General features: G+C 70.0%; 11 protein-coding genes. 5 read left to right on the forward strand and 6 right to left on the reverse strand.

What is annotated here, in order from left to right; all coding sequences use genetic code 11:
* Window positions 1-9 precede the first annotated feature (9 nt).
* Together QSK20_RS26930 and QSK20_RS26935 are read left to right on the forward strand one after the other, a co-directional pair.
* Window positions 10-762, forward strand: a complete 753-nt coding sequence (locus QSK20_RS26930; RefSeq protein WP_285791477.1) for an ABC transporter permease — start codon at window positions 10-12, stop codon at window positions 760-762.
* On the forward strand, window positions 749-1534 hold the full coding sequence (locus tag QSK20_RS26935; protein ID WP_285791410.1) for an ABC transporter permease: 786 nt from the start codon (window positions 749-751) through the stop codon (window positions 1532-1534). Before QSK20_RS26930 ends, QSK20_RS26935 begins: the two co-directional genes overlap by 14 nt.
* 66 nt (window positions 1535-1600) lie before the next feature.
* On the opposite strand, the gene QSK20_RS26940 is transcribed toward QSK20_RS26935, so the two are convergent.
* The gene (locus tag QSK20_RS26940) at window positions 1601-2908 is read right to left on the reverse strand and encodes a condensation domain-containing protein (RefSeq protein ID WP_285791411.1); all 1308 of its coding nucleotides are present in this window, start codon (window positions 2906-2908) and stop codon (window positions 1601-1603) included.
* A 339-nt stretch (window positions 2909-3247) separates the two neighbouring features.
* Window positions 3248-3478: a phosphopantetheine-binding protein gene (locus QSK20_RS26945; protein WP_285791412.1), complete on the reverse strand. Its 231-nt coding sequence runs from the start codon at window positions 3476-3478 to the stop codon at window positions 3248-3250.
* Window positions 3479-3737: 259 nt separating this feature from the next.
* Between QSK20_RS26945 and QSK20_RS26950 the strand changes: the two genes are divergently transcribed.
* Window positions 3738-4595 (forward strand): phytanoyl-CoA dioxygenase family protein, encoded by an 858-nt coding sequence (locus QSK20_RS26950; RefSeq protein ID WP_285791413.1) that lies wholly within the window; start codon window positions 3738-3740, stop codon window positions 4593-4595.
* Between the two features lie 67 nt (window positions 4596-4662).
* Window positions 4663-5652, forward strand: a complete 990-nt coding sequence (locus tag QSK20_RS26955) for an NAD-dependent epimerase/dehydratase family protein (protein ID WP_285791414.1) — start codon at window positions 4663-4665, stop codon at window positions 5650-5652.
* A gap of 51 nt (window positions 5653-5703) precedes the next feature.
* Here QSK20_RS26955 and QSK20_RS26960 read toward each other — a convergent pair whose 3' ends face one another.
* The 3 genes from QSK20_RS26960 to QSK20_RS26970 all read right to left on the reverse strand — a co-directional run bounded on the left by QSK20_RS26960 (window position 5704) and on the right by QSK20_RS26970 (window position 9100).
* The gene (locus QSK20_RS26960) at window positions 5704-6537 is read right to left on the reverse strand and encodes an SAM-dependent methyltransferase (RefSeq protein WP_285791415.1); all 834 of its coding nucleotides are present in this window, start codon (window positions 6535-6537) and stop codon (window positions 5704-5706) included.
* A 59-nt stretch (window positions 6538-6596) separates the two neighbouring features.
* Window positions 6597-7814, reverse strand: a complete 1218-nt coding sequence (locus QSK20_RS26965; RefSeq protein ID WP_285791416.1) for a cytochrome P450 — start codon at window positions 7812-7814, stop codon at window positions 6597-6599.
* A gap of 326 nt (window positions 7815-8140) precedes the next feature.
* Window positions 8141-9100 (reverse strand): sulfotransferase domain-containing protein, encoded by a 960-nt coding sequence (locus QSK20_RS26970; RefSeq protein ID WP_285791417.1) that lies wholly within the window; start codon window positions 9098-9100, stop codon window positions 8141-8143.
* Window positions 9101-9954: 854 nt separating this feature from the next.
* Between QSK20_RS26970 and QSK20_RS26975 the strand changes: the two genes are divergently transcribed.
* The gene (locus QSK20_RS26975; protein ID WP_285791418.1) at window positions 9955-11760 is read left to right on the forward strand and encodes a hypothetical protein; all 1806 of its coding nucleotides are present in this window, start codon (window positions 9955-9957) and stop codon (window positions 11758-11760) included.
* A 140-nt stretch (window positions 11761-11900) separates the two neighbouring features.
* On the opposite strand, the gene QSK20_RS26980 is transcribed toward QSK20_RS26975, so the two are convergent.
* Window positions 11901-12638 carry an SDR family oxidoreductase gene (locus QSK20_RS26980; protein WP_285791419.1) on the reverse strand — a complete coding sequence of 246 codons (738 nt, stop codon included), beginning with the start codon at window positions 12636-12638 and terminating at the stop codon, window positions 11901-11903.
* Window positions 12639-12792 lie beyond the last annotated feature (154 nt).

Here is a 12792-nt window from a genome sequence, read left to right on the forward strand (position 1 = left end):
TGGCTCTGGGTGCTGTTCTCCTCGCTCCGGTTACAGACCCGCCTGATGCGGGGCAGTCCGTTCGCCCTGCTGCTGGGGGTCGTGCAGCCGGTCGTCCTGCTCGCGGTCACCGTCGGCGCGAACGACCAGCTCACCGCAGAGGCCACCACCCGGTTCACCGTCGGCGTGGTGATGATGGCGTTCTGGGGCGCCACGATCTGGACCGCCGGCGGCATCCTCCAGTTCGAGGTGCACGCCGGCACCCTGCGCGCCAACGTGACCAGCACCCGGTCGCCGCAGGTGATCCTGCTCGGCAAGTGTCTGGGCGCCAGCCTGTACACGCTGCCGATGATCGTGGTGACGACGATCGTCACCGTGCTGCTGCTGGGCGCGCCGCTGCGGGCCGAGCGGCCCGGTCTGTTGCTGCTCGGCCTGCTGCTGGTCGCGGTCTCGGGCACCGGGCTGGGGATGCTGCTGTCCTGCCTGTTCCTGCTGACCCGGCACGGCAACCACTGGTCGAGCGCGCTGATGTACCCGATCTACATCCTCGGTGGCTTCATGATCCCCATCGACCTGCTGCCCGAGGGCGTCCGGTGGATCTCGACGGTGGTCAGTCTGCGGTGGGCGACCGACTTCCTCACCGCCGCCGCAGCCGGTCGCTTCGCCGCCGGCTCGCTGGCCGTCATGGTGGCGCTGACCGTCGGCTACTTCGCGCTCGGCTGGTACGCGCTCCGGCAGATCATCCGCCGGGCCAAGCGGGAGGCACTCCTTGACCGTCGCTGAGCACCTGCACCGGTCGGCCGAGACCGTACGGTTCGGCGTACGGGAGTTCTACGCCGAGAACCCGCCGCACATCGTGGTCACCGTCCTGATTCCCCGGGCGGTGCTCCAGGCGCTCTTCATGACGCTGCTCGGCGGCGTGATCGGCGGCCCCGAGCTGCGGGAGTACGCGTTCGTCGGGTCGCTCGCGGTGATCCTGCCGCTCGCCGGGGTGATCGCGGTCGGGGAGATCCCCGGCAACGACAAGTGGAACGGGACCTTCTACCGGGTCCGCAGCGGACGGATGCACCCGTTCGTGATCTTCTTCCTGCGGGCCCTGCCGTACGTCCTGCTCGGCGTCGTCTTCAGCGCGGTGTCCCTGCTCGTGGTCGGCGCGCTCGCCGGCATGGGCGGGCTGATCCTGCGGCTCGTCCCGCTCCTGCCGCTGTACGTCCTGATGTCGGTGACCGTGACGGCCGCCGGGCTGGCCGCGGCGGCCTTCGCGGTCGGCCGGCGGGCCGACGTGCTGATCGGCAACCTGCTGTCGTACCTGATCCTGTTCGCCGGGGGGATCCTGGTGCCACCGGGCCGGCTCGCGGTGGCCGACCTGGTCGGTGCCGTGCTGCCGGTCCGCCACGGCCTCCAGGCGGTGCACGCGGCGCTGGCCGGCGAGCCCTGGCTCGGCCACGCGGCGCTGGAGGTCGTGGTCGGCGCGGGCTGGGCGGCGGCGGCCCTGCTGGTGGTCACGCTCCAGGTCCGCCGGGCCCACCGGCACGGTCACGACGACTTCACCTGACCCGGCCGCCGGGCGTGGCCGGGGGCGGGCGTCACCGCGACCGGAGGCGTGGTGCGGGTCGGCTGGCTAGCGCGCCCGGAACAGCTCCGTGTCCAGGTCGGCGTCCGCTCCGGCAATCGCCGTCAGCACCTGTACGTAGCGGTCCACGAACCGGTCCGCCCAGGACTGTTCGTACTCGCTGGGCCAGCAGAGCAGCACCACCGCCAGCTCGTCGTCGCTGGCGTGCACGGACAGCTCGAACGGGAAGGGGGTGTCGAGGACGTCCGCGTCGTCCTCGAACTCCAGCCCCGCCACCTCGTTGTCGCCGTGCAGCCGGTTCATCAGCTGGAACACCATCATCCGCCGGAACCCGTCACCGCCGACCCCCAACTGCTCGCGTACGTCGTCGGGGTACTGGTGCAGGTACAGCTCCTGGTGGGCGAAGGCGCCGACGAACGTCCGATGGGTGTCACGGACGAACTGCGCCGCGTCCCGGGAGTCCGGCACCCGGCACCGCAACGGCACCAGATGGGCGAACGGCCCGACCGTCTCGTTGACCTCCGGCCGGCCCCGGTTGGCGAACAGCGAGAAGATGGTCAGGTCGTCCTGACCGCTGGCCCGGTGCAGCTCGGCGGCGAACGCGGTGAGCAGGAGCGGGAAGAGCGTGGTGCGGTGCCGCCGGGCGAGGCCGCGCAACCGGCCGGCGAGTTCCCCGGGGAGGCGGCGGGTCACGGCGACCCGCTCCGGCCAGGGCGACGACGGGACGCCCCGGTCGGGCAGCGTCGGCAGGCCGGCCCCGTCCAGTTGCTTCGACCAGTAGTCCCGCATGCGTCGGAGGCCGTCCCCGGTCGACCACTGCCCGGCCCAGGACGTCCAGTCGGAGAACTGCCAGGGGACCGGCGGCAGCTCGACCCGTTCACCCCTCCGGCGGCGGTAGAGCGCCTTCAGGTCCCGGGCGATGATCTCGCAGGACCAGTCGTCGGCCAGCAGCGCGTGCAGGTTGAGCCGGATCTGGTGGTCGGTGGGCCCGAACCGCTGCACCGTCAGCCACACCGCCGGCCGGCTCGACGGGTCGATGTCGGCGGCCTTGCAGGTGGTCGAGCGGTCCCGCCGGGCCTCCTCGGACAGGTCGAGCTCGGTGAGGTCGAGCAGGTCGTACCGGAGCGGTGCCGGCTCGTGGAGACGCTGCCGGAGCGTCCCGTCGCGGACCTCGAACGTGGTCCGGAGGATCTCGTGCCGGGCCACCAGGTCCTCGACCGCGCCGCCCAACGCGTCGAGATCCAGTGCGCCCCGGATCCGGAAGCGGATGGACGAGTCGAGCACCTCCGCGCCGTCGCGCTGGTACGCGGACCACAGTTGACGCTGGCCGACGGACGCTTCGATCTCAGAAGTCACGACAGCTCCACTCGCGATCGTCCGGGCATCGACGGGTGACTGACGCTGCGCCTGGGCGTCGGACACTGTCGGTGACCGGTCTGCTCGCCCGTCCATATCCGGGGTTCGCCACGAATCGTAGCCGGTCGACGCCCGATGCTGAAGGTCACCAGGACGGTGCCCAGCGCCTTTCAGGCTTCGAGGCTTCGGCGTGCTCCCGCCGGCCGATGCCTGTCGGTAACGGCGCCGACTGCACGCAGCACCGCCGACCACTACGGAACGTCACACCCGACGGAGATCCACCGCCGGCCCGCCCGTCAGCAGCCCGACGCCGCCGCAGGCGGGCACGCCCGGGGCGCGTCAGGCCGACAGCGAGGAAAGCGCCTCGGCGAGCTCCTCGGCCGTCGGGTAGATGAACATCTGGGCGATCGGTACCGCCACACCGGTCTGCTGGTTGATCATGGAAGCCGCGTCGACCGCGGCGGTCGAGTCGCCGCCGCTCTCGAAGAAGTCGTCCTCTGCGGACATCGCCGGGTTCTTCAGCACGACCCGGAAGACGGCCAGGATCTGGTCGCTGAGCTGAGCAGTCATGCCCGGGATCCTAGCGTTGAGCTGTGCATACGAACGCAACTCACCTATTGCCGAATCAGTTTGATCGACTACCGTACCTGCTCGGAGCGCCCCACCACGGCACACGGTGAAGACGGCCTCCGACGGCCGTGATCCTCTCCGGCCCCGGTCGATCCTGCCCACGCGACTGAGGCCACGGCGGACGCCACCGACAACCCCGACAGTCACCGTCAACACCGGCGGCGGCTTGGCACAACCACACGAAATGTGGGGAGAAGTCATGTCATCAGGCCATCACTCGATCTTCGTCGAACCGCACCGGTCGCCGGACGGTGTGCGGCGGCTGACCGAGGACCAGCTCGACCAGGCGCGAAACCTCCTGCGGGTCGAGGGGGCGGTGATCCTGCCGGGAGTCGTGCCGGCGGAACTGGTGGCGCGGCTCCGCGACACGATGTTGGCGGATCTCGCCCGGCGCGAGCAGCCACTGCCCATCAACTTCGTCACCGGTCACATCCAGCAGGACCCGCCGCCGGTGCCCGAGCTGCTCTTCCCCGAGGTCCTGTTGAACGAGTCGGTCTACCGGGTGACCACCGCCCTGCTCGGTCCGGACGCCAAGAACGCGGTCTACAGCGGAAACATCAACCTGCCGGGCAGCCTGGAGCAGCCGGTGCACCTCGACGAGGGGCACCTCTGGCCCGGGCCGACCGAGCACCCGCCGTACGCGATGGAGGTCGACATTCCGTTGATCGACTTCACCGTGCACAACGGCACCACCGAGTACTGGCTCGGCACCCACCAGCTCAACCCGGAAGGCTGGTACGACGACTCGGGCCGGGTCGAGACGGTGGCGCTGGAGAAGCGCCGCGCGGTCCGGCCGCCCCAGCAGTTCGCCATCCCCGCCGGGTCGGCGGTCATCCGGGACGCCCGGTTGTGGCACCGGGGCACGGTGAACCACTCCTCCTCGCCCCGCCCGATGGTGGCCATGACCCACTACTGCGACTGGTTCGAAACCCCGCCGATCGTCCTGCCGAGCGCGGTGCGGCCGTGGATCGAGGCCTCGCCGTACCGGACGAGCGCGACGTTCACCGAGGAACCGATCGACCACTTGACGTCGGAGCATGCCTTCGCGATCCAATGAGCACGGATCGCCCGGCGGTCGGACCCGGCCAGCGGGTGACCGGGCGGATGCGGAAGGGGAGTCACTGGTGAGGACATTGGTCGTCGGGGGTACCGGCACGGTCGGACCGGGGGTGGTCCGTGGACTGGTCGATGCCGGACACGACGTGGTGGTCGCCCACCGGGGCGAGACCGTCGCCGATCTGCCCGTCGGTGTGTCGGTCGCCCAGGTCGACCGGCACCTCGACGGGGCGCTGGCGGAGCTGGTGTCGACCGTACGCCCGGATGCGGTGGTGGATCTGACCTGCGACGACGGCGACGACGGCCGGCTCACCGTGGCCGCCTGCCGGGGAGTCGACCGGTTGCTGGTCGTCTCCTCCGTCAACGCTGCCGGCGGCCCGCTGCCGACGCCGGTGCACGAGCGGGTGACACCTGCCCCGGTGTCCGAATACGGTCGCGACAAGCTCGGCCTGGAGCAGGCGGTCCGGGACAGCTGGACGACCGGGGACTCCCGCGCGCTCGTGGTCCGGCTCGGACCGGTGTACCGGCCGGGCAGCGGGCTCGACGGTCAGCTCGCCGAGGACACGTACTGGCTCGGGCAGGCACTGGCCGGTGAGCCGGCGGTCCTGGCCGACGAGGGTGAGCGGTACTGGAACCTGCTGCACGCCGAGGACGCCGGACGCGCCTTCGCCGCCCTGCTGGCCAACCCGGCCGCCGAGCGGGAACTGGTGCTGGTCGCGTCCCGACGCCCGATCCGCTGGCGTGACCTGTACCGGACCGTCCACTCCGGGCTCGGCCTGTCGACACGGACCGTGTCCGCCCCGGCGCAGTGGCTCGTCGAACAGCTCGACGACGACGAGTGGCTCCAGGAGACGTCGCTGTGGGACCAGGTCTACGACCTGAGCCTGCTGGACCGGCTGGCCCCGGACTACCAGGAACACGCGGGCGACAAGGAGCTGGTGGCGACCGCCGCGTGGCTGGTCGACCAGGGCGAGACCGGGGACCCGGAGCTGATCGCGGAGATCTCCGGCCTCGGCCGGGCGTGGGCCGCCCGCGACGGGTCGTCCACGGACGCGTAGTCGCCCGTTCCCCGGGCGGTCCCATCGGGTCCGCCCGGGGCCGGCGGGTCGTCAGTCGGTCGGACCCTCGGTCGGGCCGGGCTTGCGGCCGACGGCGACGTAGAAGGTGAGGATGCCACCCGGGGCGAGGGCGACGGTGTCGTCGTGCGGACGCCAGTCGGGATACTCCACGACTCCCGGCTCGGCCAGCTCGTAGCCGTCGAACAGGGCGACGATCTCGTCGCGCGATCTCGGGGTCAGCTCCGCGCCGACCTCGGTGTTGTACTTGTCCTGCATCTGGGCCATGTCCGGGATGGCCGACGACCACGAACTGTGGGAGAGCACCAGGAAGCTGCCCGGCGCCGTGGCGTCCCGCAGGCGACCGACGATCCCGGCGGGCCGGGCGCTGTCCGGGATGTAGTGCAGCAACCCCAGCAGGAGGACACCGACCGGTTCGCTCAGGTCGATCAGGGCACGCAGCGCGGGGTCGGACAGGATCTTGTCCGGGTCCCGGACGTCGGCCTGGATCACCGCCACCCGGTCGTTGCCGGCGAGGATCTCGCGACTGTGCGCGACCGCCACCGGATCCACGTCCACGTAGACCACCCGGGCGTCGGGCGCCGCGTCCTGGGCGACCTCGTGGGTGTTGTTGAACGTGGGGATGCCCGAGCCGATGTCGACGAACTGCCGGACGCCCTGCGCCACCAGGAGCCGGACGGCCCGGACCAGGAACTCCCGGTTGGCCCTGACCAGTTGGGGGAACTGCGGCTCGGTGGTGAGCATGAACTCACCGAGTCTGCGGTCGGCGGCGACGTTGTGGCTGCCACCGAGGAAGTAGTCGTACACGCGGGCGATGCTCGGTTGGTGGAGGTCGACGCCTTCGGGCGCCCAGTTCGGTCGGTCCACACACGCCTCCTGTGGGTCTGTGCCGTTCGCCGATTGGCTGGGATGTTCTTCGGAGCGGGTCAGCCGAAGCGCAGGGGGAGCATCTCGGGGCCGTAGATCCCGATGGGGGGCCGCCAGGTGACGGCACCGGCGATCGACGGCGGCCCCAGGCGCCGGGCGAGCACGAGCAGCGCCTCGCCGAGTTCGGCGCGGGCCAGCGCGGCCCCCAGACAGGTGTGCGGTCCCCCGCCGAACTGGAGGGGCGGGGTCTGCCGGGCGACCGTGATGTCGAAGGAGTCGGGGTTCTGGTACGCCCGGGGGTCCCGGTGGGTCGCGGGCGTCATGACGATCACCGTCGCGCCCTTCGCGATGTGCAGGCCGTGGTACTCGAAGTCCTCCTCGGCCCACCGCAGGACGGTCCGCGCCGACGGGGACCAGCGCATGACCTCCTCCACCGCCTGGGCCGCCAGCTCGGGACGCCGACCCAGCAGACGCCACTGCTCGGGGTGCTGGGAGAACGTCACCATGGCGTTGGCGAGTTGGTGACGTGTCGCGTCGTGAGCGGCGAACATCAGGGTCACGATCAGGTTGAGGACCTCGTCCCGGCTCACCCGACCCTCGTCCCGTTGGGCGGCCAGCAGGGCGGAGATGAGGTCGTCGCCCGGCTCGACCGACTTCCGGTCCATCAGGGCGCCGACGTAGTCGTACAGGCCGACGACGGCGGCCTCGACCCGCGCCGGAACGTCACCCCCGTGGGCGAAGCTGAGGACCAGGCCGATGTCCATCGTCCAGTTCTTGAACGTGTCGTAGTCCTCGCCGGGCACGCCGAGGAGCTGGCACATCGCCGCGAGGGGCAACGGGTTGCCGAAGTCGTCGACGAACTCGCACACGTCCACCGACTCGATGTGGTCGGTCAGGCGCTCGGCCTGGGACCGGATGAAGGGCCGCAGATCATTGATCATGCGTACGGTGAACGCCTTCGTGACCAGGCTGCGCAGCCGACGGTGTTCCTCCCCGTCGAACGTGACGATCATCGAGACGTACCAGTCGTAGACCGGCCCCTCGGTGATGCCCTGCATCTCGATCAGACGCGTGCCGCCGTGGCCGAGTCTCGGGTCACGCAGAAGCTCCTGCCCCTCGGCGTAACGCAGCACGACGGGACCCACCGGGCTTTCCGCGTACCAGCTTTTCGCCTGGGCCTCCGCAACCGCTGCGGAATTGAAGTCGAAGTTCGGGTCGGCGATGTCGAGAAAGGGCACGTCGTCGGTTACCGGTTCTGGGCTTGCGGTCGATGTCATGCTTCACTCCCGTGGAGCAGGATCCCGCTCCGGCGCATCCGGCCGCGCCGGAAGACTAATGACAGGGAGTATGCCACGGCGTCACTCCCGATGGGAGCGCTTCCCCGCATCCGGCGACAAATTCTCACAACTGCCGGCAATACGCTTCCAGCGGGATTCCCAGGAGCCGTAAATGGGCGCTGGAATAGGTTCGGCAGGGTCACACGAATCGCGGTCGCCGCGGATCATTCCGCCGACCGGAAACCGATCAGAAAGGGATCGTCGCCATACGCACGGGTGGGCTGTTCGGGGCGAGGCCGCCTCGACCTTCCAGGTGGCGCGGAGTGTCAGCGATCGGTGACCGGCTCGGCCGGGTGACGCACGTGACCGTCTGCGGGCGCACCGCCCTCACGCCCGGTCGGCCCGAAGCCCAACCAGCCCGTGTGGAGCCATTCGGCGAGATCGGGAGGCGCGAGTTCCGCCAGACGGTCCTGGTAGCGCCGGACGTCGGACGCGCCCAGCAGCGCGCGCCACTGCCCACTGGTGCCGGAGTGGAAGAACTCGCGGTTGCTGCGCCAGAGGTTGGCGCTGACGCCGGGCGCCAGCTCGTCGGCACGCTCCCGCATGCGGGCGAAGCTGGCCGCGGCGGCGAGCTCCTCGACCCGCCCGTCGCTGACATCGACCGCCAGCACGGTGGCCAGACGCCGGAGCTGGCCGGGCAGATCCGTCAGGAGATCGTTGTAGTGGAACAACGCCACCCCGGGCTCGTGCCGCCGCTCCCAGAACGTCCGCACGTGGTGAACCAGGTTGGCCAGGGTCACGCCCGGGCCGGTCGGGTCGTCGACGAACTCCCCGTCCGCCCACAGCCAGAACCGTTCGAGCGGGTCGGCCGGCGGAGTCGGGACCTTCCGGGGGTCGATGCCGGCCCTGGCGGCCTCGGCCACTCTGACCGCAGGATTGATGTTGGCGCTGGCCGCGTCGAAGGACATCGCCACGTCGCGCGGATCCCGACCCTGACAGACATAGGTGACCCGCTCGTCGAAGGGAAGTCCGTCGAGCGGGGTGTGGGTCTTGATGAAGCGGCGGTGCTGTTGGGCTTCGAGCGTCGCGCGGGTGACGGCGAAGTCATGATTCACGGCATCGAGCCACGGGGAGATCTCGGTCAACGGACGAGGAAACTCGGGCGATTCGAAGACCAGCAGAGCGCACAGCATCTGCATCCAACTCGTTCCGCATTTCGGCGGCGTGCTGATCACCACGTCACCGTCCCGCAGCGGGAATCCCACCCACAGCGCACTGTCGGACACCCTGGTTCGGTACCGTCGGACCTCCGCCATAACCACAGATCCTTTCGCGCCGTCGACCCGACCCGCCTTTATCCGGCTCGGAGTGTAGCAAGCGACGAGCCCGACTATCGGGATCATGATTACGCAACGCCAATGACGAACTGATCCACTACTGGAACTTTTCGCGGACCGCAAAACATCACGGACAACGCCCGCCGCCAACCCCTCCGAGCGGCACCGCAAAGGTGACCACTGGCCGTTTTCAGCGCCCTGTTCACATTGGTCCGATCGCTCATTAACTGCACAACCCCCGCGCGTACGGCAGCTTCCCGCCTCCCGCAGCGCGCCCGTCCCGGTCGACGCGGACGTGTCGGCGCCACCCACCGGACCGGTGACGATCTCGGCGTACCGCGCCGACAGCGGGACCTCCGACCGGGTGTCGACGGCGACCGGCGACCGCAGATCGCGCTCGACCGGCGGCACGACACCAGCGCGATCGAACTGCCGGTCGCAACCTCGCCGATATCGCGTTAAACCCGTAATCACCACTGGACAGGGCGGCTTTTCACCTCATCGGCGACCACCGTCGGCACATCCACAGTGGATTGCTGACAGGAGTTTCGGGCGCTAGTACGCTGTGGACACTTGAGATCGACATCAAGCTATCCAGCCCAGTCGTCCGCCGTTGTGACCGCCTGTCCCGTGACTGGCGGCGTTCGCGGGTGCCCACCGCACCGGCGTCCGAGATCCCGTCACGGCGCACGGACCACCGGGCCGATGCACGTCGATATATCGGCGCGGGCGTACCGCGCCGAAAGAGAGGGAAAAGGATGCACCGGGTCAGAAAGTCTCGCTGGCGGCTACTGTCCGCCGTCGTGGTTCTCGGGGTCCTGCCGGCTCTTGCCGCCACCCCGTCCGCGGCGGCGGGACTGTTGCCGTCCACGCCCCCGACCTTCCAGCACGAACTGCTCGCCAAGGCCACCCCCGACGAGTGCTTCGACGGGATCGGCCAGCCCTACCCGGCCGGCCCCCCGTGCGCGCAGGGCCAGGCCAAGGTCAACCAGGCGTACGTCTGGTCCCTCGCCCGGGCGAACAACCGCCTCTGGTTCGGCACCGGGGCGAACGTCAACTGCATCGTCGGCGGTACGACCCTCTCCCGGCCGAATCCCCGGCTCAACGACGACTACGTGTGTGAGTACGCCGAGAGCCAGGTCGTGCGGCAGAACCCGACCATGCCGACCAACGTCGGCGACCACCGCCACCCCCGGGCCTACGTCTACGACCAGTCCTCCCGGGTACTGACCGAGAAGACGGACGACATCAAGAACGCCTCCGCCGACGACACCTCTCGGCTGCGGCGGACCCTGGGGCTGCGGGCCGGCGCGACGCACCAGGGAGTCGTCATCCTGGCCGGGCCCGCCCTCGGGCAGTCGGTCAACATGTTCGCGTTCGACACGGCGACCGGGCAGTACCTCGGTTCGACGAGCTTCGCCAAGTACGGCAACATCCGCAACTTCGTGGTCGCCGACAACGTCCTCTACGCCGGAGTGGGGGTCGGCGCGAACGGCCGCGAGGGCGGGTACGTCCTGCGGTGGGCCGGGGACCGCACGAACCCGTTCAACTTCGTCGAGGTCGGACAACTGGCGGCCCAGGTGGCCGACCTGGCCGTACACGAGGGGCGGATCTTCGTCAGCACCTGGTCGGCGGCGAGCGGTGGCGCCCTCGCCGCAGGTTCGACGGCCCGGGGTTCCGGCCTGGTCGGAAACCTCACCGGGTCGCTGCTCGGCCTCATCGGCATCAAGCCGGTCGAGGAGGCGGATCCCGGAGTCGCCGGGGTGTGGATGAGCCCACCGCTGGCCGAGGGCGAGCCCGGCCTGACGGCGGGCGACACCGGAAGCTGGAAGCTGGTGTGGAGCGCGTCCTCCTACGAGCCGGACCCGATCATCGCCGGCACGTACGGCCTCGGTGCCCTGATGTCGTACGACGGGTACCTCTACTGGGGCACCATGCACGTCCCGATGAAGTCGACGAGCAAGGTCGCCGAGGTGTACCCGCCGGGGGACGAGGTCGAGGCGCGGGCGCTGCTGGAGAACTCCCAGCGCGCGGTGAGCATCTTCCGGGGCAAGCGGTTCGGCACCCTCCTCGAAGACGTGGACCTGCTCTACGGCGAGGCGAAACTGCCGGCGTACGACGCGACCGCGAACAACGGCGCGGGCGCCTGGGAGTACACCTCCACCGGGCACCGCGCGCTCCACGGGCGGATCGGCTTCGGCAACATCTACACCAACTACACCTGGACCATGGAGGTGGCCGGCGGACGACTGTTCATCGGCACCATGGACTGGAGTTACCTCGCCAAGGACCTGCTGCCCGAGACCGCGGCGCAGATGGGCTTCCGCAACGCGGCCAAGGGTCTCAGCAGCGAACTGGACCCGATCGTGATCGACCCGGCGCTCTACGGCGGCGATCTGTGGATGTACGAGTCGAGCCTGCGGCCCGCCACTGCGGTCGACACCAAGGGACTGGGCAACCACCTGAACTACGGCTTCCGCACGATGCTCCCGGACGGTGCGAACCTGTACCTCGGTACGGCCAACCCGATGAACCTGCGGACCGACCCGACCGACGACGTCCCGGAGGGCGGTTGGGAGTTGCTCAAGCTGACCCCGGTCGCGGGCTGAGCGACCATCCTGCCTGACGGGGCGCTCGCCGGCCCTACGGTTCCTGCACCACCGGAGGCGGCAGCCGGGTGACGGACGACGTCATCCGGCTGCCGCCGCCCGGCGGCCGGCGATGACCCGCGCAGACGCGGAACGGGGGGTCAGGCGGCCGCCCCGTTGACGTACAACACCTGGCCGTTGATCCAGCGGGCGGCCGGGCTCGCGAGGAAGGCCACCAGGTCGGCGGTGTCGGTGGGGTCGCCGAGCCGGTTCATCGGCGACATCGCCGCCATCCGGGCGATGGTCTGCTCGTCCTTGCCCTTGAGGAAGAGGGCCGTGGCGGTGGCGCCGGGGGCGACAGCATTCACGGTCACGTCGCGTTCCCCCAGCTCACGGGCCAGGATCAGGGTGATCGCGTCCACCGCGGCCTTGCTCGCCGCGTAGGCGGCGTAGCCGGGTAGGGAGAGCCGGGGCGTCGTACTGGAGATGTTGACGATCGTGCCCCCGGGCCGGACCCGGCGGGCCGCCTGCTGGTCGACCACGAAGGTCCCACGGATGTTCGTCCGGTGCACCCGGTCCAGGTCCGCGAGGTCCAGCTCGGCGATGGGGGCATGGACCACGATCCCGGCCGAGTTCACCACGACGTCGATCCCGCCGTACGTCCGCTCCGCGATGTCGAAGAGCCTGGCCACCGCGAACTCGTCGCCGACATCGGCCTGCACCGCGACGGCGTTCCCACCGGCGGCGACGATCTCGGCGACCGTCTGCTCCGCCTCGACCTTGCTGGTGGCGAAGTTCAGCACCACCGCGTAGCCGTCCGCCGCCAACCGCTTGACGATCTGGCGGCCGATGCCCTGGGAGCCGCCGGTGACGATCGCGACGCGCTGCGAGACGGCCATGATGAGCTCTCCTTGATCCTCAGGACCCCGTCGCGTGCAGGTGCTCCAGCGACCGGATTAGATCAAAGAAAGCCGCCGACGGCTGCCCCCAGCTGCCCATTCGGCACTGTCGGAGCGACGGATCAGCCCTGTCGGAGCGACGGATCGGCCCTGT

The organism is Micromonospora sp. NBRC 101691 (genome assembly GCF_030269285.1).
Classification (GTDB): Bacteria; Actinomycetota; Actinomycetes; order Mycobacteriales; family Micromonosporaceae; genus Micromonospora; species Micromonospora echinospora.

Bases quoted from the DNA above. Each gene is read 5' to 3' on its own strand.
- QSK20_RS26945 (WP_285791412.1), bottom strand. From the start codon at position 3,478: ATGACTGCTCAGCTCAGCGACCAGATCCTGGCCGTCTTCCGGGTCGTG.
- QSK20_RS26950 (WP_285791413.1), top strand. From the start codon at position 3,738: ATGTCATCAGGCCATCACTCGATCTTCGTCGAACCGCACCGGTCGCCG.
- QSK20_RS26965 (WP_285791416.1), bottom strand. From the start codon at position 7,814: ATGACATCGACCGCAAGCCCAGAACCGGTAACCGACGACGTGCCCTTT.
- QSK20_RS26980 (WP_285791419.1), bottom strand. From the start codon at position 12,638: ATGGCCGTCTCGCAGCGCGTCGCGATCGTCACCGGCGGCTCCCAGGGC.